This window comes from Paenibacillus sp. J22P218, from assembly GCF_056269195.1.
This window is the reverse complement of the sequence record NZ_JBWDNL010000001.1, coordinates 644,344-668,862: the sequence shown is the minus strand read 5'-3', so window position 1 is coordinate 668,862 and position 24,519 is coordinate 644,344. Positions and strand designations below refer to the sequence as shown.

The window sequence follows — 24,519 nt, the reverse complement described above, 5'->3', positions numbered from 1 at the left end:
CTATTCTATGAGTCTAATTTCGATAGCCTGCTTCGTTATTCGCTGCTTCTTCCGATCATACGAATCCGTTACATAAAAGCTAACGCGCTGACCGACCAGCAAGGAACGCGTTTTGCCAATCACATCGCTAGCTCTGAAGAAGACCGCTCCGGACTCGCCCCCGGCAATGAAGCCCGACTTCCCTTCACCGATAAGCTTCTGAACGATGCCGCTGCTCTTCTCCAGCTTGCTCAGCCTCAGGCTGTTCCAATAACGCTCCAATTCTCTTGAATTGCCGGCTATCGTTAAGCCCGTCTCGTTCTCAAGCGACGTTATTCGTGAAACAAGACGTTCTATTAACGGCCAGCCGTTGTGCGCGCGAAGATCCCGTACGAGACTGTAGTGCTGCAGCGCTTCCCGCTTAAGGTTAAGCTCCTCGAGCATCGCTCCGAGCTCGAGCAGCAGCCTCATCTTATGCTTCGATTCCCCGCTTCTTGACAACAAAGCGACTGCCGCAGACCGCAGCGCCTTTTCCTTGTCGCCAAGCTGCGAATACAACTTGAACAATTCATGATACGCGAGCCAATGATTCGATTCAATGCCAATTTGCTCCAGCTGCCGCGTCGCTTCTTCAGGATCGCCCAGCATAGAGACGGATACCGCCTTTTTGATTCGAATCCATATATGATGATTATAATGAAAGCCAGCAATTGCTTGAAGCGCTTCGTCCACTGCTGCAATGCAGGTTTCCCATTGTTCCAGCCCGAACAACCCGATTACCCGATTATAATGCCATTCCTCGAAAGGCGACGCCAGCTCTCTGACCACACCGCTTGTATCGGTAATACTAATCGAATCTTTGTTCAACAGGCTGGGATCCAGCTTGCCAAGCCACTGCATGAACAAATGCCAAGGCGGACTTCCTTTGCTCTTCAAATGCTTAAGCATCGCGAATACGGTTCGTTCGTAGGGCGAATATTTATCCTGTTTCGTTATTTCAATAACGAATGCGGCGATTTTGAACATTTTAGACTCATCGACTCTACGATCGTCTGCTTGCTTGACGTACAGATCATACAGGTTCCATGCGTACGCATTCCGATTAGGCTCATTCTCGGGCATGCTTATATAGACAAGACGGTTAAGCTTTACCGCTCTCGAGAAATGCTGTGCTTTTCTTAAACATTTGCTGTAATAAAATAGTTCCCATACGCCGAATTGCTGCTCGTCGGCCGCATACAAGGAGTCAAATATACGAAGCGCATCTCCGTATTGTTGGAGCTTGGCCAAACGTACAGCTTCTTGCAAAGTCATTTGTAGCAGCTCCTTCTGCTAGAATGGCAGATCGTCATCGGACACGTCGTTCGACCAGCTGTCGTTGTCGTCTTCCGTGATGCCAAGCTTACCGCGCAGTAGCTCCACCTCAAGCTCCAGCATCGCAATGCGCCGTTCGTAATCCTCTTGCCGCTTAAGCTTAGCGTTAATGGCCGCAATCTGTCTCTTTAACTGAGCCAGCTCGTCTGAAGACGAGGAAGCCGCGGCTGCCGGCGTTCGATCCAACTTTTGATTCATGTGACGCAGAAGCTCCATTATTTCTTTGTCTCGCTTAGATTCGCCCGCTCCTTGGTCTTTCCGCTTCATGAACTCTTCTTCTATATGATCTTGCAGCTTTTCAACGGCAATCGTTACTTCCTCGTGCACAATCGTTTGCAAGTTACCAAGTACCTGTTGTTCATTCATGCTCTTTAATTGTTCAAGCTTAGCGATTGCATCCTTGGAATGTTTGGCCAGCTCCTGAAAAGCATGCGACTGGTCCAGCCCCTCCATGGCCGCTTGGAAGCTTGCCGCGACCTCCGAGAAACTCGCAATCGTGTCGTCAAGCTGCTTCGTGTTCGACGTAAGCTCTTGAAATCGTTTGATAAGCTGTTCAATCGATTGATTTTCCGTTTTTGCCGCCATATGCCTACCGTCTCCTTTAATGAACCGGATTCATAATCTGTATCAAATCTCTTGAAATTTTCGCAATATGCTCCATATGATCCGTATAAGGCTTCGTCATTCTATCCAGATAACGGCTCATCAGCCCTTCGTTATTCAGCTTCAGCAGCTCCTTAACCGGCAATGCCCCTTTGCGACGCATTTCCCCCTCAATATCGTAGGTGTCCGTCTTCTGCGACGATAGCATCGCTTGAAGCAGCAGCCCCGCGTTTTTGCCGCCGCGCAACAAGACTACCGCTTCGTCATATTCACGCAGCTGGATCAACGCCTCGCCCGCACTGTCCGGATCTTGATCCTGCTCATACGCCAGCATAATCTTGCATCGTTGGATGCCGCGCTCAGCAAGCGCATACGAAGCGCCTTGTCCCTTTCCCTTGCGGAGGATGGACTCGTAGACCGATATCGCATGCGCATACATCGCTTCTTGTTCAGAATCCTGCGCCTCGCTTAAGTTCTGGTCAAGCGTGGAAACCTCCTCCATGCCTAAACGGTCGGCATCGAATCGCTCGACGGTTTCGGCCTTGTCGCTTAACCATCGCTTCGCCTCCGGTCCCAGCTTATCCTCGATGATGCATAACGTATCGCGCGCACGAGTAACCGCCACATACAACAGATTGAAATAATAACGGTAAACCTCATGGCTAAGCTTCGTCTGCGGATTAAAGATCGTGTCCCACTCTTCACGGAACGTCGACATCATCCTATAGCTGATGATCGTCTTGCGCTCAATCCCTTTAATCTCCGACACCGTTAACACGCGTGACTCCAGCTCCGGGTACACTCCAATCAATTCCAGCTTCACCGCATCGCTGGGAACGACAATCATGACGTAGCTTTTGTCGGCTGCATGCCTGAACAGCTCTTCCGGATCACCAAGGTATAGAATAGGACGATTCGTATATCCGCGCGCAGCTGTTTCCATCCATTCCAATCGCTGTTTGGTCCGTATTCTGGCGTTGCGGAGTCTCGCAACTTCATTAGCGAATTCCACAATGCTGCGACTGGATCGATAGTTCTGGGTAAGCGTTGCTTGTTGTCCGATACGATCGTCCCCGCTTATGAACTGACAAATGCTCGCTACCCTTCCCGCGTCAAAAAACGTAGGGTTAATCGTTTGGTGAAAATCGCCGCATACATACAGATTCGTTGGACGCTTCAGCAATTGACTCATAAAATAAATTTGAAGTTCCGTTAGATCCTGCACCTCATCAATGACCATATAATCATAGACGGGACGGCTATGAGACAATGCTTTGCGCAGCAAGTCTCCTTCCTCGTAAAACCCTCTATTGTTTTCTCGATGAACATACTGCTGATAAGCCTTGAAAATATGGAGAACCTTCTCCTGTCGTTCTCTATCGAACATGGAGTATTGACTGCCTAACGAGAGGTATTGCTCGTCGGTAATTCCCTTGGATTTCACTATCGCTTCATTTAACGTACGAATGACGCTTATGCGGAAATACTCGGAGCTTTCCGATCCCCTCTGCCGGTTAATGAATCGGCAAATATCCGCCATCGGCTCCCGAAGCTTAAAGCTATGTCCAGACTCGTCATAGGCAATCATCTCGTTATCATGCAGCAGCATTAATAACTCGCTGTCAAACTTTAAGGAAGAGACAGCTGCCGTATACTGCCAATCGCTTCCGATAATGCCTTGCAGGATGCCTCTGCGCTCCTTCCATAATGCCAACGGGTCAGGCCATTGCCGCTCATGGCCCTTCTGATCCCGGTACCAAGCTTTGAATTTTTCGTATGTAATGACGTTGCCATGCGCGATGTCGCTTTCGAATTCCGCAAGCAGCTCGCGAAACATCAGAAATTCCACTTTTCCGTCAAACTCGCTTCGATCCAGTCCATATAGGCGAATCGCTATGTCTTCGAACAAAGCCTGCACCTTATCTTTCAGCCGCTTGGAAAACGTAATGTAGACGAGCTTAAACTCTTCGCCTCGGTGATGTCTGGCGTAATTCGCCAGCTTGTAAGCGCCGATCGTCGTTTTGCCGCTGCCTGCCGAGCCCAGCACCAGCTGTCCCTCATGCGCCGCCGATGCGCATTCATATTGGATCGGGTCCAAATAATAAAGCGGCGCGTCCTCTCCGAACAATCGCTCGAGCTCATCCGTATCCGTGTTTATCATATAAGGCGCCGAATAATAGAGGGAAAAGTCGACGGTTTCCGCCTCTTGTCCTTTACTTTCGTATACCGGTGCCGCGGAGCCGCTCTCCTCGAAGGGCAGCAGCTCCTGTATGCCGAAATTCCGCTTCTTGGCCGCTACGATTTGTTTATCGTGACTGCAATATTCCATCAGCACCAGGCTGTTGCGATCCTCTTCCCTTACATCGTCATAATAAAGGCCCGCAAACGTGCACAAGATGCGATCGCCTTCGTTGTACTTGAATTTAAAGATCGATTCGCCCGCCGATTCTATCTTCCTCATGCTGTTGCCTTTGGAAAGCGAATGAAAGTTATATTTGTTTTCTTTCAGCTCGGTTACTAGAGACAAGACGCGTTGCTTCACCTTGACCTGCTTGTCCTTCGGAACGGACTTGTAAAATTTATCTAGAACTAAAATCTTCAATCCAAGCACCTCACTCCGCCACAAATCTGATTCTTTAGTCCCATATTATTCAAGTCTAAGGTAGAAAAAACAATCTGTCGATGAAATATTTGGAAGATGATTGCATTCGTATTCCTGCGCATCATCGTTGCGGTTTCCTTCCGTATGACTCATTTATGAAACGATCCGGAAGCCAGTAGCCTTCTACAATGTGAGCGCGGTTTTTCAGCCAAAAAAGAACCTTGAAATTCATTTCAAGGTTCTTTTTTATTGGAATTCATGATAAGTCGTTTATCTAAGAATTCTCTTGTTCTTCGCTTCCTTTAGCCATAACGGAAATTCATTCAACAGCTTGTCGTAAAGTTCCTCATCCGATACCCTCTCGATCGCGTCGAGATGGAAGAAGTTAGCGTTGTCCACTACCCGCCCTTCCATCGTATCCAGCTTCTTCAGCACTTCGAAATCCGACTGCCCGATGCCGACGAACTGCCAGAAGATCGGCAATGCGGATGATGATGTGATGACCTTCTTGATCGGTTTCACAACACCGCCGTCGTTAATGAAAACAATGAAGACCGGGGTGTCCGAATCGGATTCTTCCTCCGTATACTTGCGGATCACGTCCTCCATGACTGGGGGCTCGTTATTGCGGCCGAACTTATGAATGTGGCTGTTGTTCATAATATGCGTTTCCACATATCGGCCAAGCTCCCGCTCCGTCACCGAAGGAAGACGGCTGAACTCCGTATCATACACCCACACATCGAGAGTTTTATTGTCGTCGAATTGGGTCGCAACCGCCAATATCCGTTCCACGACCTCTTGGACAGTACCGTTTCGGTATAACGGCTGCATCGATCCGGTAATATCAAGCACGATTCCTACTCTGGCAACGACGTTCGTCAGCTGTTTCTTCTGCAGCGTGAATTGCACCGTTTTTTTGCGCAAATCGATCGTCGATGGAATCGCGGTTTCCACCGCAGCTGCTACTTCTAGCGTATCAGCAGACGCAGGTGCTTCCACTTCGAGTCCGAAGCTTGTGCACAGAGCTGCGAGCCCGCCATAGAAGCCGCTTCCGATCGCGCTGAACTTCCACTCACCGTTATGTCTATACAGCTCGCCGATCACGACGGCCGTCTCCTTCGTCAGATCCTCGCCGTATTCGTAGCGGTATAACTCTTCGCCGGTAGCCGTATCTATCAGTCGGACATATAACCCCGACACGTCCTGCATGTAATGACCGGACTGTTCGCCTTCGTGAATCGTTAGGGTAAAAGCGACTTTCGATACTTGGCCGGATACTCGGTTTAATGAAATCTTAATGGCTTCCCTGTCGCCCTTGTCTGATTCGGCATGCATCAAGGCTCCATCTCGGGCAAGCGGGTTGCCGTAAAAAATAAAGTCTTCGTCGCGCTCGCAGCGCCCCCGCTCCGATAGCAGAAATGCGGCTGCATCAGTGCTCATAGCGGCATTCGCCGTTGTCCAGCCAAAGTGCAGAGCCAGTTCGACGACGTTTCTTCCCTTTGTAACGTCAACCTTTTGTCCTTTTGATAATCGCATCGCTATTCCTCCCTGTCGTGTTACAAATTATATTATTGAAACCAATCAGCAATCTGTTTGGTCAGCTTGTCCTTGTTCGCTTCGAACTGTGCCCATCGATGCCCGTTCGCCCCTGACGGATGCGGAAAATCAATCAAACATCGCTCGCGAGCCACCATGCCCTGCGCCGCAAAAGTCTCAATGACCTCAGCGACCGCTTTGCCCAGCGGGATAAGAAGCGCATCCTTTACCGCTAGAAGCTCCGCAAGACAGATTCGCTCGGCGTATGGATACAGCGTCTCCGATTTCAAGATAGACGGACTATGTCCGGTGTAGTTATTGCCGTTCACGAAGACCGGGTAACGAATGACCGAGGTCGTATGCAGCAGGTCGCGGCGCTCCTCGAACAGCTCGCCGCTGCTTCGTATGGAGAGAGCTTTGTGCAGCTCAAGCTTGTCCAGCATGTCGATTAGATTGCGGCGCATCGTGCCAGCGAAGCTCGCTTGCTTCTTCGCTTCACGATCGATTTCGCCTAGCGGAACACCGGCGTTCAGACAGTCCCGAGCGGTTTGAAAGGCGATTTGCATTTGCGTAAACCCTGGGGTAATGCCGATAATGAACACTTTGGCGCTCTCATTCACATATTCGAAAGGAATATAATAGAGCTTCATAGCTTGAGACGGAGTAGCGTCCAGCAACAGCTCTTCCACAAGCAGCTGCTCCTTCCCAAGCGGCCCGCTCGGCAGCGCACGAATGAAATCCGAATAATGATCCAGCAGCATATTCTCCTCCTTCGTTTGCAACTATTTTACCATAAGCTAGGCAGCCCGGCTCTGCGAGAAAACATTTCCTCCATTGCCGCGATAGCTGCGTACACGCTGTAACGGCATTTCGTCAAACTCATTTCGTCCTCTACCCTAACAGGCTTCATTTAGTGGCATTTCGTCGAACTAAATGACCATTTCTGCCCATTGCGTCAAATAAGCCCCGTTAGTTGCCCAGAATCAAACTAATGAGCACTTATTCTCCTAAAGCCCAATTTAGCTGCCCAAAAAAGCAAACAGCGGCAGCCATGGACGTTAAATAAAGTCCAAGACTGCCGCTGTTTATTGGTTTATCGTTCGATTTCAACTCTAACAATCGTTTTCCAAGTTTCAGGCGGATGACAGTCCGCCATCGCAGGAGTAAGATAGATTTCTCTGTGCTTGCCCTTGATCATGTACACCTGTGGATATATTTTCCGATTGTCATGAGTAATCTCTTTAATCAATGTATGATTCAATCCAAATCCTCCCTCGAAAAGATGGCTCTGCTAAGTCTAACATTCGTCTTTAAACATAAAAACCCTTCTTCTCCCATACCGAGCGACTCGCCCAAACGATCGCCGCGCTATAGACATAAAGTAGGGTAATGAACAAGACGAAGCAGAAGGAAGGAATTATTGTGAAACTGTTTCTCGATGATAGAAGGCGCTGCCCAGCAGGCTACTGCTTAGCGCGTACGGCGAATAAGTGCATCGCGATTATCAAAGCCAATCGGATCTCCGTGCTGTCACTCGACTACAATCTAGGCCGTGGGCAACTGAAAGGATACGCCGTAGCCAAATATATCGCCGCGAATGCCGCCTATCCGGCCAGAATCATCATCCATAGCAATGATCGGATAGGCAGAATACGCATGTATCAGCTTCTCGTCAAGCATAAGCCTCGGTATGCCGAATCTACGATTTGCATTCGGCCAATCAGATACAATCCGATCAGGACTGCCTCATTTAACAAAAAACGATAGCAAACGTATCTAATACTAGCCCCGTGCCAGCTCCGCCACCATCTGCAAATAACCCGGTACCGGCTTGTAGCCAAGCTTGCGATTAATAGCCAGCATCGGACCATTCAACGAATCGTTGTTCGTTCGAATATAGCGGAAGCCGCGTTTGCGTGCGATATGGATGGAAAGCTTCTTGAGCGCCATCGCAATTCCGCGACCGCGGTAGGCCGGATCGACGCAAGTGAACTCGTTATAGACGCTCTGAGTCGATTCGAACGTCCGGAGTTCGACTGCTCCCACGATATGCTCCCCCTCACAAGCCAAGAGAACCAGGGAGCGATCGAAGTCTTCCCGGTCTACGGTCCTTTTACGCCATTCGCTGTACCACATGTATTCGCCCTCGAAGCCTGGAATATCCGGATGAGTCGCGAAATAAAGGTTATACACCTCGCGCTCGGTCTGCTCGCCGCCGGGCAGATCGGCTAACGTCAACAAGCGAAAGTCGCCCAACCGTGCGTCAGCCAAGCCACCATGCTCCGAAGCTTCATTCAACTCGATTACCGACTCGAACAAATGACGATTCTCCGCGAACCCTCTGGCGCAGGCGAAACGCACCGATTCCGGATCGTCATCCCGTACATCGGCTACGATTTTGCTCGCACCTACCTCCACCGAGTAGTTCATCAACGCCTCGTAGATCGCACGTCCCGCCCCGCCTTGACGCTCTTTTCGACCCACGATAATTTGTTCATACAACACACCCGGCGTCGACCAAGGCGCTCGCCAAGCGTGTCCGTAACCGACTATAAGTCCCGCTTCGTCTAACGCCACCAGTCGCAGACGATCGTGGCCGGTAAGCTGTCCTTGCTCGTCACGATCAAGCTGCCCTGTTAACGGTATAATCGCATCCTCGTCCCTCATCTTCTCCACGGTTACTTCCTCAGAGTAATGCTCCGTCATGATGGCGGCCACCGCTGCGTAATCATCCGGTACAATCATTTTCCTCACAACAATCGTCATGCAACAATCCCCTTCCTTCCTATTACTTACAACTGTAATATCGAAGGCATGAACGGCTCAAGGGATTAGTTGGTTTAAATCATTTGCGATGTGCTTTATCGTCACTCGCGGAGATGCGGATAGCCCAAATCGAACGAACGCATAACGATCCTGGTATACCTGCGTATCCGGCGGCAAGTCACGATCCGTCCATCCGACCTTATTCGTGAAGCTGTCGGGCCCGATCTTAAGCGGCTCACCTTTCACATGATGATGGGGACCGAGCAGATTGCGGCAGCTGCCTGCCAATTCCAGCTCGATCACATTGTCTCCCGTCGCCAAGAACGGTCCGATATCCGCCTCATACGGCTCCCACTGAAAGGTCTTTACCTCGCGGCCATTGATGCGAAGTTTCGCGACGATCGCATCCGGAGGCGAAATGAACGACCACAAAATCTCCGAATCGGCAAACACGTTCTCGACGCTAACCTTCTGTTCAACCGTCAATCGCCCTGCATAGAAAGGAAAACCTTGCCGTACGAAGTCGCCTCCAGCCAGTAGAACGGGTATTTCCGTCAATACAAACGGACCTTCGGCTAGAACGGTTCCGTTCCCCCCGTCAACGAATGGCGTTAGCGACTCCACGCCGAAGTCGCCCAACAAATAGACACTTTCAAGCTCCGTGTCGAACGTAAGCTTATTGCCCTCGGATTCGAAGGTCTTCGCTCGTTCCATCGCTTCATACGTCTCTGGCGCATTATAGAACTCGGATTCGATAATGAGCCTATTCTCTCCTGTGTGCACCATTCCTCTAAGATCAAGCTTCCTGAAGGCAGTGTCCAGCCACCAGCCGCAATCCTCATTCGAGATCGGAACACCGTTAAGTGTTAAGACTGCCGTGTCAGGCCGCTCCATGATCAAATACATCTCCCGTGCACGTCCCGTATCGAACGCTGCATGGAATACGAATTCGCAAGCGATTCGCGCCGAGCGTCCCAATTCCAACAGCTTTTCCTGCAAAAAGATAACCGGCTGCGGTTCGCTCCAGTCACCGCCTTCAATACTCACCCGACATTTGTCGAGTGTCAGGCTATTAAGCTCGGCCTTCTTCACCCGCCAAGCACCATCCAGCATAAGCGTCTGACCATTAGCCGTCCATTCCTTGATCGATGCGCTCTGCTGGTTGTTCCCTGCCACAGCCTCTATTCTTTGCCGCAGCATATACGACTGGGCTGCTGCCAACGGAAGCTTCACGCGTACGAATCCGCCCTTTTGCACCTGCGGCAGCATTTCTTCCGCTCCTGTTTCGAGATTAAGAATCGTCACATTACCTTCGCTGCGCAGCTCGATTTCTACATCGCCGCAGCCCGACTCGCCCGAATTGACGAAATAATAGAGCCATGAGTCGCCGAGCTTCAATGTCTGAATGTTGATGATATCGGATTCGATCCTATCCCCCGATGTATTTCTCAAGCTCGCAAACGGAGCAACCACTTGTGAAATGATATCAGTAATCGACGCATCATCATTTGTAGAAGTTGCTAAAGCCATCAAACGCTCAAGCAGCACATCTTGCTTACCTTCCAACAAAGTTGGGAACGGCGCAACGATCGTCACACTGCCGCCTTGCTCTAACAAAGCAATCAACAACTCCACCGTCGATCTGCTCCACGTCACGCTTGGCGGCATAATAACAGCCGAATAAACAGCCTGCCCAACAATCAGCCGACCGCCCTCCACTCTGCCGTGGCGCTCCAAAATCGATTCGCTGCCGTAGTCATGCTCCAGGAAAGAGCGGCAGAGCTGCCGGGATAAGTCGGCGAATGCTTCGTGATAGGGACGAATAGCTGAGCTGTCCAATCCTCTCTGCTCCACCCACGCCGAACGAATCGGATGAAGAAGCAGAACTTCAGCCTGCCTTTCCCCTTCCGCAAGGAGCATAGACAGCCTCGCGAAATAGTCGTTATAATGCCGGTACTCCATCCACCACGGCTGCTGATAGAACAAGGACGGCGGATAATCCCTTTTGCGCAATCCTCTTAAACTATAACTCTGCAAATGCTGGCACATCATATTAATTCCGTGCACGAACTGCCATTCGCCAATTCGCTTCAAGTCCTGCATACTGGCGTTCCATCCGGAACAGCCATAACTTTCGGTTATCGTCCGCTTCTTGCCAATCTGACGCGCAACCGAGCCGACCTGCTTCGGTACGAGCGGCTCCTCGCCCACGAACCGACCCAGCCAGTCGCAGCCGGGAATTTGCATATATTCATAGAAGGACATCAAGTCGCCCACCGATGTCGCTTGCCCCATAAGCGTCTGCTCATCGACGACATGCCCAGCTAATGACCATCCTTTGTCCTCACACCAGTCACCGATCTGCTTGGCATAGCTGCTTACGAATAATTCCGTTATACTGGACCAGAACCGGTAACGATGCTCCTTCGCATTTGCGGTATCTATGAACAAGCCGGGAAGAATATCAAGCACACTGCTGCCGTATCGCTCCACATACCTTTTGTCTAATTCAAAGGACCATGGAATCTCACCTCTGCCGAACTGGGGCTCATCCGTGAATACCCCCTTCAGCACATGCCGGAACTCATCGCCGAACTTCTCCCAATAGGCTTCGTACGTACTGTCGATGAAGGCGCGAACCGCCTTTTGGCTTAACGTGTCGATATAGTAGGGATTCACTTCCCAATAGATTCGAACCTCTGCCTCCGCGCTGCTCTCCTCCGGCAGCCTCAGCCATCCCGTCTCACTCGAGACGTAATACCCTAGATTACGCGATCGGTCTCCTTCCGTGAAGGGAGCTCGTTCCATAACTAACTTTTTCTGCTGGTAAACGAGGCCAAGGGCGGGCACGCGCCCGCCCCCGAAGCCGCTCGGCCAGCCGTTCTCGTCATAGAACCAAGGCTCCATCCCCAGCGATTCCGCCTTCACAATGCAAGCACGGATGGCCTCCATCCACTCCTCGCCCATATACGGCGTTTGAAGTCCGCCCCTTGCATGCATGAAGAATCCTCCGATGCCGGCGCGATTCATTTCCTCGATCTGGCGTTCCAGCTCCGCAATCTCCAGCTTGTCGTTCCATGACCATAACGGAACGGATCTGTAGCTGCTATCCGGCTCGCGCAGCTTGTCCCAATTCCACTCTTCATCAGCCGATTTCATAGCCGATATCCTCCCCATGCTCTGAATTACCCTTTCAAAGACCCTGCAGTCATCTGCATAAACGATCGATTAGCGAACACATATACAATGAGGATCGGCACGATGGACAGACAGGCGCCGGCCATCATGTAATGCGTCTGCGCTGCCGCCGATATGCCGTATTTCAAGTTCGCAAGCCCAACCGTAAGCGTCTGCAGCTCGGGCTTGCTGAGCGTGAAGACAAAAGGCAGCAAATATTCATTCCATGCGCCGCGGAAAGCGAACAGTCCGGCAACGCCAAGACCTGGAGCCAGCAGGGGGAGCACGATTCGCGCATACACGGAAGCCGGCGAGCAGCCGTCGATTCGCGCAGCCTCGTCAAGCTCCCGCGGGATGCCGCTCATGAAGCTCAATAAAATAAAGAACGCCGATGCGTGAGCGCTGATCAGAATGAGAATAACACCCCATAATGAATTGTGGAGCTTAAGGTCGATCATCAGCTCGAATTGCGGCCGCAGTACGACCGCGCCAATCGCTACGAACATCGTGAACGCTTGAATGCCGACATATATCTTTTTACCGACAAAGCTCATCCGGTTCACAACATAAGCAGCCATCGATGCAACGATCAAAGTTCCCGCTGTTACCATGACTGCGACGAACAAACTATTGAACGAATACGTCTCAAAACCCGCCGTACTCCAAGCTTCCGCGTAATTGCCAAATTGCCAGCTCGAGGGCAGCAGCGTCGCGCCGGCTGTCAGCTCGGCATTCGTCTTGAACGACCCGAGCAGCGTAATGACGATCGGGAACAGCGTAAGGAAAAGCACCGCCAGCAGAAAAATCCACGTCATGAATTTCCATCCGTATCTCATGATGCCTTCCTCCTTAGTCGTTCCGGCTCATACGCCGCGAACCGTAGAAATAAATAATCGTAATCGCGCCAACGATAAGCGCCGTCACGAATGCTACCGCGCTGCCATAGCCCATCTCCTGCACCTCGGTTGCCGCCGCGCCGCCAGCCGTAGGGAAGAACAACTTATATACATATAAGAACATCACATTCGTTCGGCCTATCGGACCGCCGTCGGTCATAACCATGATGCTTTCATAGCCTTTGAGCGCGTTAATGATCGCCAGCATGACAATCATCTGCATAACAGGGCCGAGCATCGGTATCGTAATATACCGGAACTGCTGCCATCTGCCCGCTCCGTCCAGCGAAGAACTCTCATATACGTCCTGCGGAATGTTCTGAAGCCCTGCCAGAAACAGCAGCATATAGTTGCCGAGCGCTCCCCATACGGAGACTAATATGACGCTTAGCATCGCGTAATCGACGCCCAGCCAATCGATAGGCGCACCGATGACGTTATACTTCATAAGAAACTGATTCAGAATGCCGTTATACGAATTGAAAATGGTGAAAAATACGACTGCCATCACGGCCGTGCTTATAATCGTCGGCATGAACAGCAGCGCTCTCAACACGCCGCGCCCTTTGAGACCCCGATTCAAAATAATAGCCAGCAGCAGTGCCAGAGGCAGCGACAGAGCCAGCTTGCCTCCGGCATAAATGAACGTGTTCAGGACAGAGTCCCAATACTCGTGATCCTTCCATATTCGAGCGAAGTTATCCAATCCGATGAATCGCTCCGCACCGTAGCCCTTGTAGTCGTAGAACATATATCTCATCGCCCAGACAATCGGGTAGATGCCAAGAACGACGGTTAGAATAAAGCTCGGCAACAGGAAGCTGTATGAGAAAGCGAGATGTTTGGCTTTATTCATATCCGGTTTCACTCCTTATCAGGTACACAACAACGTTCTTTATTTGGCGAACTTGCCAGCCAGCGCTTTAGGGTCAAAGCTTGGATCCGGCTCGGCTTTCACTTCGCCATTCTTAACCGCCTGAGCCAGCGCCTCGTTATAGCGCCCATTCAAATCTTTGATGATTGCGTCAAGATCGCCGCCGCTAACCATGTATTTGAAGAACGCGTCGTCTGACTTCGTCCCTTGAACCGCTACGACCGGATAGACTGGCCATACGCCGTCATATTGGTTTGGCAGGAATCCTTCGATGCCGTTCACCTTAGGTGTCGCGGCAACCTCGCTGACCGAAGGCACCATGGATATGCCGAAGCCCTTCTCCTGATACTGCTGCAGCAGCGATTCCGAGTACATATAGGACATGAACTTCCATGCGGCTTCCTTCTTCTTCGTCTTGGAGCTTAGAGCGAGCCATTGTCCGCCCAAGAAACCCGATGCGCCGTTAAAGCTGCCGTCAATCGAAGGAACTGGCGCCGCGGCCCAGTCAATCTTCGCCGGGAATTGCGACGTGTAGACGCCCGCTTCGGCGGAAAAGCTCAAATACATGCCGATCTTGCCTTCTGCGAACTGCGCGCGGAGCGGATCGATATCGAGCGACTCAACGCCCGGCAGCATGCTGCCGTCATCCTTGATTTGCTTGAACGCTTCGATAATCGGCTTAAAGTGGCTGAAGTCGTATTGAGCCGTCTTGAAATCGTAGCCGAAACCACCGTAGCCGCTTACTTCGGCGATGACGCGTGACGAGCGGCCGAGCGCGCTGCCCGGATTTTTGAAGTTTTGCGCGAAGCCGTATGCGCCGCTCTCCTTGCCAGCCGCCGTCAGTTTCTTAGCGACATCGACCAGTTCGGCTAATGTAGTCGGCGGTGCAGCAACTCCCGCTTTCGCGAACAGCTCCTTGTTGTAGATAAGGCGCATCGTCGTTCCGTAGTTAGGAAGGCTGTAGCGCTTGCCCTCGAAGCTGTTCAGATTCGGCATCTCAGGGAATTTCCCCTTAAGCTCATCCGATAAGAACTCATCAATCGGCGCCAAGTAACCTTTTTTATAAAACGTTTGAATCGTATTTTCCTTCACACGGATGACATCCGGCGGCTCTGACGTTTGGAACGACATATCGAGCGCCTGGTCGAAATCATCGCCCTTGATGACTAGATCGACCTCGATATTATCGGTGTTCGTGGCATTGAATTCGTCGACCATTTCTTTAATAAATTCCGAATCATGGCGGTCGCCTGTCCAGTAGCTGATGACCGTTTTTTCGCCCGACCCGCTTCCTCCGCTTTCGGTTCCGCTGTTCTCTTCCGCCTTGTTGCTGCCGCAAGCTGCCAGGCTGCTCGCCATGACGAGAGCGGCTAGTGTCATTAGCAATCTCTTTTTCATATTTGTATTGCCTCCCTTTTTTTCGTGCTAGAAGCTCCTGATAGGTGTTGACACTTTTTATTATAGAGGCGCACGTCCTGCGGCAAAATGAGGTAAACCGCACATGAAGGGCAGATTTCTTCATCTCTTTGCATGATCGCACACGAAAACTCGCGCGAGTTCAAACTTTGCAAAAACAGCTCCTTACCGGCCATAACCGGAAGAAGCTGCATAACGAACGATCGTCCTGAGCGCCTAGCTACCCTTTGCCCTGCTCAAGGTCAAGCGGCTCGTCGACGATACCTGTGCTGTATATTTTGAATTCGGATGGCGTCATGTTCGTATGCTTCTTGAACGCGTCGCTGAAGTAGCGTCTATGCTCGTAGCCGATAAGCTGGGCAATTTCCTGTACTTGATAGCCGCCAATCAATAGATCTTTTGCCCGTTCCATACGCTGATGGATAACGAATTGCTGGAAGGAGATGCCGAGCACCTTTTTGAACACATTCGAGAAATAACCCGAGCTGATGTTGAACCGTTTAGCGCAATGCTCCAACGATAAGTCCACATGCAGGTTGTCGCAAATGTAATCCTTTGCCTTATAGATCAGCTTGCTCGTTTCGTCGGATCGCTCCTGCCGTGTCCAGCCGCAAGCCTCCTCGCACAGCCCTTGGACCATTTCCCGCATCTCCACAAAGGTCGAGCTTGTCCCTGCTCTCCCGGACAGCCATCGCTTCTCAAGCTCATGCACCTTGGCGCCAGGGAAAAGCTCCTGCATCGTCCGGCAAATTTTTGCCGACAACTCGAAGCAGAGACTTTCGACATGCTGGGGAGCCGGCAGCGGCTCGCTCCCCAGCATATCGTTGAAGATTCGCTCTAATAACAGCCGGCATTTGCCGCTGTTGCCGGACTTCAGCGCGAACAGCAGCTCCTGCTCCGCTGCAAGCGAATAGTTCGGAAGCAGGCTGAGTCCTTCGCCCCCGCCCGACACGACCTTATAGCTTGTCACCCCGTTGCCATCGGTATAGAAATGATAGGATAGCGCGCTGACTGCCTGTTGATAAGCGCTCGGCAGCTCTTGAATGGTCTCGACGCATAGCCCAACCCCGATCGAAATCGTGGAATGCGTGTACTGCTGCGTATTCTGCCGGCAAGCTTCCGAGATGCTTTCCGCTTCTTTATTGTCTCTGCAGTTCATGATGCAGACGAACCGGTTCGACGCTTCCCGGAAGACAACGCCCTTCGTCCGCTGAGAGACGGTCTCCTCCAGCACGTTCTTCAGACTGAAGCGCATCAGCTCAATCTCGCGCACCGGCCTTTCCATATATTTCTCCATAAAATGATCGAATTCCACAACGAAGACGTTGAAGTGAGCTTGCTCAAGCTCGATGCCGAGCTGCTTCCATTGCTGCACCGCCTTCTCAGTACTGAAAGGATGGTGAATCAGCAGCGACAGATGCTCCTGCTGCAGAACCGGTAGACCCAGCCTGCGCTCCATCTCCATCTCACGTCGGCGTTCTCTTTCCTCCCGCTCTTCAAGCAAAACCTGCTTCGCATTCAATACCGTCTTCACGATCTCATCAACCGAGAACGGCTTCTTCAGAAAATCGAACGCGCCCAGCCGAATCGCCTGCTGCGCATAGGTGAAGTCGGTGTATGCGCTCAAGATAATGACTTTGGTGGCAGGGGCGGCAGCCAGTATCGCTTGCGTCATAGCAAGCCCGTCCATCCTTGGCATGCGGATATCGGTCAACACAATGTCGGGTTTCGTCTCCTCGACCAATCGAATGCCTTCTTCTCCGTCGAGCGCCGTTCCCGCGACCTCAATGTCGTGTTCCGCCCAAGGAGGCTTCCGCGACACCATCTCGACTACGCTGCGAATATCGTCGATGACGACGAGTTTAATCTCGGTTCCGGTTTCATTAGCCATGCCACTGAATCTCCCCTCTCCGCATTGGAATCCACAAGTCCGTTCTCGTCCCGCCCTCGACTGGACTGCTAAGCGCCATCCTTGCTTCGTCCCCGTAATAAAGGCTCAGCCGATTCGCTATGTTGTACAGCGCGAAACCTTTGCCGGATGGCGATTCACCTAGCGTCTTCAATCTTTCGTTTACAAGCATAGGATCGATGCCCGATCCGTTATCCTGAATAACGATATGCAGCTTGCCGCCGTCTTGCCCTACATCTACTGTAATCTCGCCTCCAGTACGTCTGTCGCGGAAGCCATGCTGGATGCTGTTCTCCACGATCGGCTGCAGCACGATCTTCGGGACGTAATAGGTGAGCAGCTGAGGGTCCGCGATATGAACCACATATCGGAAAAGCTCTTCATAGCACATGCTTTGGATCGCGCAATATTGCTCGACGTGAGTCAACTCGTCCTCCAGCGTATTCCAATCCTTCCCGCCGCTGAGACCAAGCTGGAACATCGTCGACAAAGCCAGAATCATCTTGTTCACTTCCTCGTTCTCGCCCATCTCGGATTTGCAATAAATCGTATTCAGTGTGTTATATAGAAAATGAGGCTCCATCTGCGCGGTCAACGCCCGCATCTCCGCTTCCCGCTTGCCCGCCTCGCTCGTTCTCACGTCTTGAATCAGACGATTAATCTCATCCAGCATGCGGTTGAATTGAAAGCCTACCTGCGCGACTTCATCCCTTGACTTGCTCTCGAAGCGGACGGTCAGCCTGTTGTCCTCGACCTCGCGCATGAGACGCTGCAGCTTGTGGAGCGGCCGGACGAGCAGCCCCGTCAGCTTGCTTGATACAAGCCATGCCGCCGCCAGGAACAGCAGCATGAGATAAATCGTCGTTTGCTGCACGTCCTTCATCTGCTCGAGCAGATTGTCCTTCGACCTGATGCCGAATAGCAGCCAATAATTCACCGTTGAGGAGCGGGAATAATTGACGAGATACTCCGTCTTGTCGAAGTTGTGGAAGAAGGCACCCTGAGTATCGTCCGTCACGTTGCGAAGGAATGTCTCGTCCTTGCGCATATTATGCTGAGCGGACCACGAAGTTCGCATCACCTCGTTGCCCGTGGAATCCACAATGAAATAGCTCCCTTCCTTCTGGGAGGAGCCTTGATTCATCATACTGATCAGTCCGCTTTCGCTGACGTTGACGATGAAATAAACGTTCGTATTAGAGAGATTATCCTGCGTGCCTTTCGTTACGAAGCTGAGGACGCGGCTCTCTCCCGTGAAGAAGACGTCGGTATGCCCTCGCAGCCACAGACCGCCGGTATTGTCCTTGGCCAAATAATACAAATTGGATTCGTAGAAAGATCGATTTGGAGAGCGTCTCTGAGATAAATGGTAGAAATCGCCGATCGGCGTCGCAATCAGAATGCTCTCGATAAGAGGCTCGTTGAACACCGCCTGCGAGAACTGATATTGCATTTCGGAGAGGTGAACATAATAGTTGGCAATATTATTGCTTTGTACGTCCTGCATTAATAGATTGTAAGAGTCGCTGAGCATAATGGAGCGAACGGACTTCGATACGCTATACAGCTTGTCATCCAGCAGCTGGGTCGTCTTGCTAACCGATTCGCGGCTGGAGGCGAAGGCGTTGCGCTGAAGCTCCTTGGACGCAATGAGGTAGGAAGTCGTTCCAACGATTCCGATGGCAAGCGCGACGAGCAGCAGAAACGCGATGCTGATTCGTTGCCTGAACGAAAAGCCGTCATACATATCAGCTACCGATGACTTAACATGCTTAACCCACGATATCGTCAAGTTCTTCACACCTCCCGCTTGCGAACCATTGTACATGATGAAATGCTGTTTCGTAAATTTATTCCTGAATAGATAACGGATAACGGACAAAATAGCTGCTTAAACTTCCTATCGACTGCTTTCGGTGCGCTAATGGACAAAAGCGACGCTAAGATGGCCAATGAATACTGGTTTAATTAAGTAAGTGCCTGTAACGATCCGTGATGTCCATTAGAAAATGAATGCAGTGCTAATTGATCGCTAAGCGTTCGTAGTGTCCATTAGAAAAAGACGCCCAGCCCGAAGCCCTTGGCGGCATCAGCTAACGTCAAAGACGGGAAGGCGTCCGCCTCCCCGTCTTTCCGCTTAATCGATTTTCGTAAGCATGAATGCATCGTGAGCAAGCGTATAAGAATTGCTTCCCGGATCTTTGCCGGTGATTTGGAAGCGGAACGTCTTGTTGCCTGCCGAACTGAAGATCGCCGTTCCGAACCCGACGGTCTCGTAACCTTGCGGGTTGCCGTAATGGTCTACAGGGAAGCCTATGGCTGCTCCGTCAATATACAACTGCGCCGTCCCGCGATCGGGATGCTTCTTGATTCTCGCGCTTATCGCGTACGTTCCCGCTCCCGGCACGGGCACCGTGTACTCGATCCACTGGCCGACGCCGCCAAAGCCGCTATAGCTTAACGAGCCGCCGCTTGCCGCCGAATCGGAACCGGTCGTCACCGTTGCCCCTGTCGATAGGTTCGCAGCCAAGCTTTCGCTCTCGAAGGTTAGCGGCTTCTTCGTTAAGGCGATGTAATCCGTCGCTAACGTGTAGGAGCTGCTGCTTGCGTTCTTGCCCGTAGACTGGAAGCGGAACGCCTTCGTGCCCGCGGAGCTGAACGTTACGTCTCCGAGGTCAACCGATACATAACCTTGTGCGCTTTGATACTGGTCAACCGCCGCTCCTTGAGCTACCCCGTCAATGTAAAGCTGCGCGATTCCGCGATCCGGATGCTTCTTCACTTGCACCTTCACGTTGTACGTACCGGCCGCCGGAACATTAAGCGCGTATTGCACCCAGCCGCCGACGCTGACCGGATTGGCATAGTTTAAAGCCCCGCCGCTCGCGGACGTATCGGAACCGTCCGTATTCGTTCCTCCCGAAGACACCGTCGTCGTTGCGCTCTCCGCCTCGTACTTCACCGGTTCGTAAATTTGCGGCGGCAGTTGCATATCCGGCGAACGGTAGGTCAGCCTGATCGTATCCGTGGCAAGCGTATATTGCGCGCTGGCCGGATTTTTGCCCGTAAGCTGGAAGCGGAACGTTTTGTTCCCCGCCGATGTAAAAGCATAATTGCCTAGATTCACTTCCACGTAGCCCGGAGTGCTTGCATATTGATCGATCGGAGAGCCGACTGCCACTCCGTCGATATACAGCTGCGCGATCCCCCGGTCCGGATGCTTCTTCACTCTTACCTTCACGTTATACGTACCGGAGCTAGGCACATTAACCGTATAGTCGGCATATCCGCCAACCGCGTTGCCGTTCGCATAGCTGAGCGATCCTCCGCTTGCCGCCGCGTCGCTGCCGTTCGAGGAAGTGCCGCCGCTGGACATCGTCAGCGTCAGACTCTCCGCCTCGTGCTTGAAGCCGGATTCCACCGTTGCGCTGCCGCTCCCGCCGGCGCCGATGACGACATCGGCGATGATCGTTTTGTTCGCCGTACGGTCATAGACAACCGCTTTGCCGGTCTTGTCTGCCGGACCTGCGGCATTAATCGTAAAACTGGAAGTGCCTGCAGACGCGGTAAACGAAGTAATATTCTCATCGGCGTACAGCACCTGCATGTCGGCGCCGTTGTCCTCTTGAATCCAGAACGCCTTGCCTCTGGACGTATTTTCTTTGAAGTTGACGGTCAATCCGGGCGACTTCAGCTCGGCTCCCGTATATCTGCCCTTGTACTTATAGCCGATAGCGCCGCTATCGTTCATCGTGACATCTTCGACCAAATACGTTTTGTTATCATCCAACCACCGCAGATCAAGCGTGAACTCGTCCGGCGCGGCAGCCTCGTTGCCCGCCGTCGCGATAATCAGCGCTTTGCTCTTGTCGTCCGGCGCATACATCCAGGCGTAAGGACCTGCCGTATCATAGTTCGGGCCGGCGTACAGAGGTCGGATGATACCGTCGGTTAGCTCCTTGATACGCGGATTTTTCCGCCAATCGTTGAACTTCTTCAGCGTGCTGATTCCAGCCGCGCTCCACGAGCTCGGATCCTTCGCGAACTTAATGACGCGGGCGGGCATGTACGAATAATAATCCTCCACTTTGCCCGTCGTAAGGCCGCCGTAGTAAACCGAGTTAAGCGGCAAATAGCCGAAGCTGTTCGTTTGAATCAACATACTCTTATCGACGTTGCCCTTCGAAGAGACGAAGCCGTTGTCGCCGATATGAAGCAGACCGATGTTGCGGTCTCCCTGCGTCGGATAAATATCGACCTCGCTCGTCAGCTTCGTCAGGAAGTCGGGATGGCGCGAGACGATATCGTTGTTGTAATCGCGGACGAGTACGTTTTTGCGGTAAACGCTGTCGCTCGGATGCGACGTCGAGGTAGCCGCCGTATTCGGCCAGAACTCGGTCAGGTCGATCATTTGATGAGACAGATGGTAGTTCGGAATCATGTCATCTTCCACTTGGCTGCGCTTGAATTCGATATTGGCCGGGTCGGCCAAATCACGACCGGCATTATGATTGTCTCCGGTCATGCTGAACCAGATGCCGAAGCGCATGCCTGCCGCAACGATCGTGTCCGTGAGCGCCGCGAGATTCGTCGTGAAGGAGCTCGCCGCCGTCGTGGTGTCTCTCGTCGTATTCCAGAAATCGTCGACCATGACCATGTCCATGCCGGCTTGGGTCGCCTTCGGAATAACGGTGTTGCGATAATAAGCTTCGTTGCGGTTGCCTAGCCATTCCCAGTCGTTCGTCGTGAAGACGGACGTCGTATGATGGTATTTGAATCTTTTGCGGAAATGCTCCTCAACCGCCATCTTGCCGTCCATAATATCGCCCTTGAACGCGGTCATATTGACGGAAATGTATTCGAACTTCTCGTTCGGGAACAACACAAGCTGCAAAGAACCGGGGTTCGTCGACACCTTGACGCCGGATATGCCGCTCCAGGCATTAATGCCGGCGAAGGGGAGGTTGTCCGTCGCGCCTTGCGTCTTCCAGTTCATCTCCGGCTGGAGCGTCCAGCCATCGCCGGTATTGTATCGCGTAATCGCGTTTTTGGCTGCGTTCATCGGCAGCGCGCCCGTCGTGCTGCTCCACGTCATGTTCGGAACGTAATGCAGCGTATGGGCATCGTTCGGGAAGTTAAGCGCGATAACATCCGAAGCGGTGATCGTCTTATTGGACGTGCTGTTGTTCTTGATGAAATTGGAATATTTAAGTCCCGCCCTATCGTTATACATTTCAAATCGGAGCGTTATCGTTACATTTTGAGGTGAAGTTCTCGTAATCGGAATTTCCAGCCTCTTGCCCCATGTCGTGCTGAACAAGGAGATGTTGCTGATCGAATCCGCACCTAAATTCCAGCCGCCGTCATTGGCGTATAAGTCGCTTCCGCCGTAATTGTAGTAAAACAAATAGTTGCTGCCGCTTCCCGTTAAATATTCCTTGCCGACTTCTTTGTTGTAGAAGCTGGTCATCTGAATGCTGCCGCCGGCAAAGGAAAGCACGACTCGCAGAACGTCGCTCTCCAGCGTCCAAGTATTGCCGCTTTTCGTGATCGTCGAGCCGGCTGCTTCTGCCGTCTGTACCGATCCATTCGGGACAAACGGAATGCTCGACATGCTTAACACGACTGCGAGAATCAAACAGAATAAACTGCGGATACCGATCTTTAGCACAATTGCAACCCCTTTCGTTAGTTGAAAAAATAAACCCGCAAAACGCAGCGCAATAACGTTCCCTTTAATAAGAGTCCTATGCTTTGCTGCGACTTGCGGGTTTGAAGCCATTACTTGCCTAATGAATTCATGAAGGCTACATATTCAGCTTCTGCGTCCGCTGTAGCCGGATACCATTCCTTCTCCAGGAACTCCTTGAACTTCTCTTCATTGATTGCGCCGGTAATATATTTGATTTCGTTATCGTCCTTCTTCTTCACGAGATCCGGAATCGTGCTGTTCAAGCTGGCGATCTTCGGCGCTCTCACGGCAGGTACGTTAACGACGGTCATTTGGCCGAGTGCCGCATCGAGCTGCGTTTTGTACAGATTAATGCGTTCTGGCGTCGTTGCGTTGACGATCGATGCGCCTTCGCCGTTAATCGCATTCGCCGGCGTCATGTAGCTGCTCGTAAGCGTCGACAACAATGTCGTCTGCTCGTCGGTACGCGAGATCGCTTTCGTAGCTGGATCGTAGCTGTCGTAAGTTACGCCCTTAACGCCAAGCTGGAACAATGCGTTCGCTTCGGCCGTATTGCCCCAGTCCAGGAAGGCAAGAACGTCATCTACGTTTTTGGAGCCTTTCGGAATCATCCAGCCGCCCCACATTGCAGGCGTTACCCAGTCTGCGGCAACACCGTTAGCATCCTTCAATACGCCATGGTACGTATACTTTTTGTCGGACTCGGGATCTTTGCTAATGTTGCCGAGAACTGTGCTTTGATGAGCATAAATGATACCTACGCGGTTCTGGTTGAGCTTCTCTTGGTCGACGTAAATTTTGTTGATCAGGAATTCAGGATCGATCAGCTTCTCGTCGTTAAGCTTCTTCAAGTACGTCAGGTATGGGATGTACCCGGACATCTTTTCTCTGATTTTGTACGTGCCGTCTACGTCCTTCACCCCATCCACAACCGGAAGGGAGAACGCTGCAGCCAGGAAGTTCGAAGCATTCCAGATCGTATTGCGGCCAAGGTCTGGTCCGGAGAAGCTTAGGCAATAGCTGTCCTTCTGGCCGTTGCCGTCCGGATCTTGCTCTGTGAATGCTTTACATACATTCGTCAGCTCGTCGAGCGTCGTCGGAGCCTGCAAGCTTACTTTATCCAGCCATTGCTGATTGATCATATAGCCCCAGTGATTGACGGCATTCGTTCTCGGAATAATGTACGTCTTGCCGTCCGTAACCGACTTGACCGCGTTCCACATGTCTGGCGTAATGTTTTTCATCAGATTCGGATAGTTCGCAATCTTGTCGTCGAGCGGCTCCAGCAAGCCGTTCTGCGCCCACTTCTCCATGTTCGCGTCGGCGCCGTTGCCTGCCGTTCCCCAGTTGTAGATGACGTCGGGAAGATCGCCGGACGCCATGAGCACTTGCAGCTTGTCGACGTAGTTGTTAATCGGAGGCGCCTCAATCTCAAGCTTCACATTCGCGATCTTCTCTACCTCGGCAATGACCGGATTGTCCTTGAGGACGATCTCCGCGTTGACCCTGTTGAACATTTTGATCGTTACCGGCTCCTCGCTTGCCTTATTCGTCGATTTCGGCGCGTTCGTGCTGCCGCTGCCTTCATTGGAATTGCCGCCGTTGTTGCTCGAGCTGCAGGCTGCTAGCGCCATTGCCAGAATCAACAAGGAAATGAATGTTTTGGCGATACGGTGTTTTTTGATAACCATG

The 24,519-nt window shown here is 51.9% G+C and carries 16 protein-coding genes and 1 pseudogene; 1 reads left to right on the top strand and 16 read right to left on the bottom strand.

Annotation, left to right across the window (positions count from 1 at the left end):
- The 7 genes and pseudogenes from AC0YN0_RS02995 to AC0YN0_RS02965 all read right to left on the bottom strand — a co-directional run bounded on the left by AC0YN0_RS02995 (position 1) and on the right by AC0YN0_RS02965 (position 7,358).
- The gene (locus AC0YN0_RS02995) at positions 1-1,293 is read right to left on the bottom strand and encodes a hypothetical protein (protein WP_475819925.1); all 1,293 of its coding nucleotides are present in this window, start codon (positions 1,291-1,293) and stop codon (positions 1-3) included.
- An 18-nt stretch (positions 1,294-1,311) separates the two neighbouring features.
- Positions 1,312-1,938, bottom strand: a complete 627-nt coding sequence (locus AC0YN0_RS02990; RefSeq protein WP_475819924.1) for a hypothetical protein — start codon at positions 1,936-1,938, stop codon at positions 1,312-1,314.
- A gap of 16 nt (positions 1,939-1,954) precedes the next feature.
- A complete protein-coding gene (locus tag AC0YN0_RS02985) occupies positions 1,955-4,558 on the bottom strand; it encodes a UvrD-helicase domain-containing protein (RefSeq protein WP_475819923.1) in 2,604 nt (867 codons plus the stop codon).
- Positions 4,559-4,828: 270 nt separating this feature from the next.
- Positions 4,829-5,503 carry a vWA domain-containing protein gene (locus AC0YN0_RS02980; protein WP_475820882.1) on the bottom strand — a complete coding sequence of 225 codons (675 nt, stop codon included), beginning with the start codon at positions 5,501-5,503 and terminating at the stop codon, positions 4,829-4,831.
- Positions 5,504-5,581: 78 nt separating this feature from the next.
- Positions 5,582-6,097, bottom strand: a pseudogene (locus AC0YN0_RS02975) (TerD family protein); the annotation flags it as partial.
- A gap of 32 nt (positions 6,098-6,129) precedes the next feature.
- Positions 6,130-6,858: a uracil-DNA glycosylase family protein gene (locus AC0YN0_RS02970; RefSeq protein ID WP_475819922.1), complete on the bottom strand. Its 729-nt coding sequence runs from the start codon at positions 6,856-6,858 to the stop codon at positions 6,130-6,132.
- A gap of 332 nt (positions 6,859-7,190) precedes the next feature.
- Complete coding sequence (locus AC0YN0_RS02965; RefSeq protein WP_475819921.1) at positions 7,191-7,358, bottom strand: hypothetical protein; 168 nt, start codon at positions 7,356-7,358, stop codon at positions 7,191-7,193.
- Positions 7,359-7,486: 128 nt separating this feature from the next.
- Between AC0YN0_RS02965 and AC0YN0_RS02960 the strand changes: the two genes are divergently transcribed.
- A complete protein-coding gene (locus AC0YN0_RS02960) occupies positions 7,487-7,864 on the top strand; it encodes a cyclic-phosphate processing receiver domain-containing protein (RefSeq protein ID WP_475819920.1) in 378 nt (125 codons plus the stop codon).
- A 15-nt stretch (positions 7,865-7,879) separates the two neighbouring features.
- Here AC0YN0_RS02960 and AC0YN0_RS02955 read toward each other — a convergent pair whose 3' ends face one another.
- From AC0YN0_RS02955 to AC0YN0_RS02915, 9 genes are all read right to left on the bottom strand, one after another.
- Positions 7,880-8,863, bottom strand: coding sequence for an N-acetyltransferase family protein (locus AC0YN0_RS02955; protein WP_475819919.1), 984 nt, complete (start codon positions 8,861-8,863; stop codon positions 7,880-7,882).
- 57 nt (positions 8,864-8,920) lie between these two features.
- Positions 8,921-12,022 carry a glycosyl hydrolase gene (locus AC0YN0_RS02950; protein ID WP_475819918.1) on the bottom strand — a complete coding sequence of 1,034 codons (3,102 nt, stop codon included), beginning with the start codon at positions 12,020-12,022 and terminating at the stop codon, positions 8,921-8,923.
- 26 nt (positions 12,023-12,048) lie between these two features.
- Positions 12,049-12,876, bottom strand: coding sequence for a carbohydrate ABC transporter permease (locus tag AC0YN0_RS02945; protein ID WP_475819917.1), 828 nt, complete (start codon positions 12,874-12,876; stop codon positions 12,049-12,051).
- A gap of 13 nt (positions 12,877-12,889) precedes the next feature.
- Complete coding sequence (locus AC0YN0_RS02940; RefSeq protein WP_475819916.1) at positions 12,890-13,792, bottom strand: carbohydrate ABC transporter permease; 903 nt, start codon at positions 13,790-13,792, stop codon at positions 12,890-12,892.
- Positions 13,793-13,831: 39 nt separating this feature from the next.
- Positions 13,832-15,208, bottom strand: a complete 1,377-nt coding sequence (locus tag AC0YN0_RS02935; protein ID WP_475819915.1) for an ABC transporter substrate-binding protein — start codon at positions 15,206-15,208, stop codon at positions 13,832-13,834.
- Positions 15,209-15,446: 238 nt separating this feature from the next.
- Positions 15,447-17,117 carry a response regulator gene (locus tag AC0YN0_RS02930; protein WP_475819914.1) on the bottom strand — a complete coding sequence of 557 codons (1,671 nt, stop codon included), beginning with the start codon at positions 17,115-17,117 and terminating at the stop codon, positions 15,447-15,449.
- Complete coding sequence (locus tag AC0YN0_RS02925; RefSeq protein ID WP_475819913.1) at positions 17,110-18,927, bottom strand: cache domain-containing sensor histidine kinase; 1,818 nt, start codon at positions 18,925-18,927, stop codon at positions 17,110-17,112. Before AC0YN0_RS02925 ends, AC0YN0_RS02930 begins: the two co-directional genes overlap by 8 nt.
- A gap of 345 nt (positions 18,928-19,272) precedes the next feature.
- Positions 19,273-22,806: a GH36 C-terminal domain-containing protein gene (locus tag AC0YN0_RS02920; protein ID WP_475819912.1), complete on the bottom strand. Its 3,534-nt coding sequence runs from the start codon at positions 22,804-22,806 to the stop codon at positions 19,273-19,275.
- A 110-nt stretch (positions 22,807-22,916) separates the two neighbouring features.
- Complete coding sequence (locus AC0YN0_RS02915; protein WP_475819911.1) at positions 22,917-24,518, bottom strand: extracellular solute-binding protein; 1,602 nt, start codon at positions 24,516-24,518, stop codon at positions 22,917-22,919.
- Position 24,519: the final 1 nt, after the last annotated feature.

What these genes read in the sequence shown, in the direction of transcription:
- AC0YN0_RS02995 (WP_475819925.1), bottom strand. Translation starts at nt 1,293, where the DNA reads ATGACTTTGCAAGAAGCTGTACGTTTGGCCAAGCTCCAACAATACGGA.
- AC0YN0_RS02990 (WP_475819924.1), bottom strand. Translation starts at nt 1,938, where the DNA reads ATGGCGGCAAAAACGGAAAATCAATCGATTGAACAGCTTATCAAACGA.
- AC0YN0_RS02970 (WP_475819922.1), bottom strand. Translation starts at nt 6,858, where the DNA reads ATGCTGCTGGATCATTATTCGGATTTCATTCGTGCGCTGCCGAGCGGG.
- AC0YN0_RS02960 (WP_475819920.1), top strand. Translation starts at nt 7,487, where the DNA reads ATGAACAAGACGAAGCAGAAGGAAGGAATTATTGTGAAACTGTTTCTC.
- AC0YN0_RS02955 (WP_475819919.1), bottom strand. Translation starts at nt 8,863, where the DNA reads ATGACGATTGTTGTGAGGAAAATGATTGTACCGGATGATTACGCAGCG.
- AC0YN0_RS02950 (WP_475819918.1), bottom strand. Translation starts at nt 12,022, where the DNA reads ATGAAATCGGCTGATGAAGAGTGGAATTGGGACAAGCTGCGCGAGCCG.
- AC0YN0_RS02945 (WP_475819917.1), bottom strand. Translation starts at nt 12,876, where the DNA reads ATGAGATACGGATGGAAATTCATGACGTGGATTTTTCTGCTGGCGGTG.
- AC0YN0_RS02940 (WP_475819916.1), bottom strand. Translation starts at nt 13,792, where the DNA reads ATGAATAAAGCCAAACATCTCGCTTTCTCATACAGCTTCCTGTTGCCG.
- AC0YN0_RS02935 (WP_475819915.1), bottom strand. Translation starts at nt 15,208, where the DNA reads ATGAAAAAGAGATTGCTAATGACACTAGCCGCTCTCGTCATGGCGAGC.
- AC0YN0_RS02930 (WP_475819914.1), bottom strand. Translation starts at nt 17,117, where the DNA reads ATGGCTAATGAAACCGGAACCGAGATTAAACTCGTCGTCATCGACGAT.
- AC0YN0_RS02915 (WP_475819911.1), bottom strand. Translation starts at nt 24,518, where the DNA reads ATGGTTATCAAAAAACACCGTATCGCCAAAACATTCATTTCCTTGTTG.